Source organism: Arthrobacter sp. 18067, assembly GCF_902706295.1.
GTDB lineage: Bacteria > Actinomycetota > Actinomycetes > Actinomycetales > Micrococcaceae > Arthrobacter.
Genome location: NZ_CACSJJ010000056.1, coordinates 1 through 1,311, shown reverse-complemented (window position 1 = coordinate 1,311; position 1,311 = coordinate 1). Strand labels below are relative to the sequence as shown.

Genomic DNA, 1,311 nt, shown 5'->3' with positions numbered 1-1,311 from the left:
TGCGGTCGTCAAGTTCTTGAGACAGGTTCGTTGTTTGTTTTGGGTTAGGCGGCCAGGGGTTGGTGGGCGCGGGTTTGGTATTGGGTGTGGGCTTTGGCTGGTGGGATGCCGCCTGCTCTGCGGTTGGGCCGGCGGCGGTTGTACCAGGCCTCGATGTAGTCCATGACTCCGGTGCGGGCAGCGAGCCGGGACGCGAAGCGTTGGTGGTGGTAGAACTCGGTTTTTAGGTGGGAGAAGAAGTTTTCCGCGACCGCGTTGTCCCAGCACACCCCGACCTTGCCCATGGACTGGGTGAGTCCGTTATCGCCGCACCATCTCTGGAATTCATCAGAGGTGTATTGGGTTCCCCGGTCTGAATGGAACACCACCGAGGTCCCGGTCAGGTGGCCGTGGTTCCGGGCCATCTGCAGGGCCGCGGTGCACAGGCTCGCGCGCATGTGTGCGGCCATGGACCAGCCGATCACCATGCCCGAGAACAGATCGATCACGGTGGCCAAGTACAGCCAGCCCTCACCGGTGCGCAGGTAGGTGATGTCACCAACGAGGCGGGTTCCGGGCACTGTTGAGGTGAAGTCCCGCTTGCCCTTTGCGTCGAGCATGTGGTTCTCAATATGAGCTGTTTTGGCCTGCGGGTCCTGGACCGTGGTGGCCTTCCAAGCCCGGGTGCGGACGGCCCGCAGCCCGTGCTCGCGCATGATCGCACCCACCGTCGGGGCTGAGACCTTCACCCCGCCCTCGTTCAAAAGCAGGGTGAGCTGGTCCCGGCCCGCCCGGCCTTCCTCTTTCGTGTAAAGCGTGGTCACCGCCGCAGCGAGCTGCTCGTGCCGTACCGCCCTTGGCGACGGGCCTGCGGGATTCCGCCACCGGTAAAACGAGGCCCGGGAAACCTTCAACGCCCGGCACAGCCACACCACCGAATGGTTGGCCTTCTCCGCTTCGATGAACTCGTAGAAGTCCTCTACTTTTGCTTCGCGGCAAAGAAGGCGCTGACTTTTCCCAGGAACTCAACCTCTGCCTTCAACCGCTCGTTCTCGGCCAAGGTCTTCCGGTGTTCATCCCACGACACCGGGCCCCGCTCCGGAGCCGGGGCAACCGCACTGTCCTGGTATTGGCCCCGGTACCGGTGGAGCCAGTTTCCCAACGTGCTCTCGTTCACTCCGAGCTCGTCAGCGACTTGCTTCACCGAACGATCCGAGGACAACACCAACTGCACCGCTTCCTCACGAAACGCGGCATCATATTTTCTTCTGGGACCAGTCATTCTGTAGTCGATCTCCCATCAACCTGTCTCAGAAAACCATACGACCGCAG

1 protein-coding gene is annotated in these 1,311 nt (G+C 62.0%); it reads right to left on the bottom strand.

What is annotated here, in order from left to right; translation table 11 throughout:
- Nucleotides 1-44: 44 nt before the first annotated feature.
- Nucleotides 45-1,261 (bottom strand): IS3 family transposase gene (locus GVL04_RS24040; protein ID WP_159709166.1). Its coding sequence is split into 2 segments (ribosomal slippage): nucleotides 45-997 and nucleotides 997-1,261, totalling 1,218 coding nucleotides; the frame shifts between segments, so codons are not numbered across the junction.
- Nucleotides 1,262-1,311: the final 50 nt, after the last annotated feature.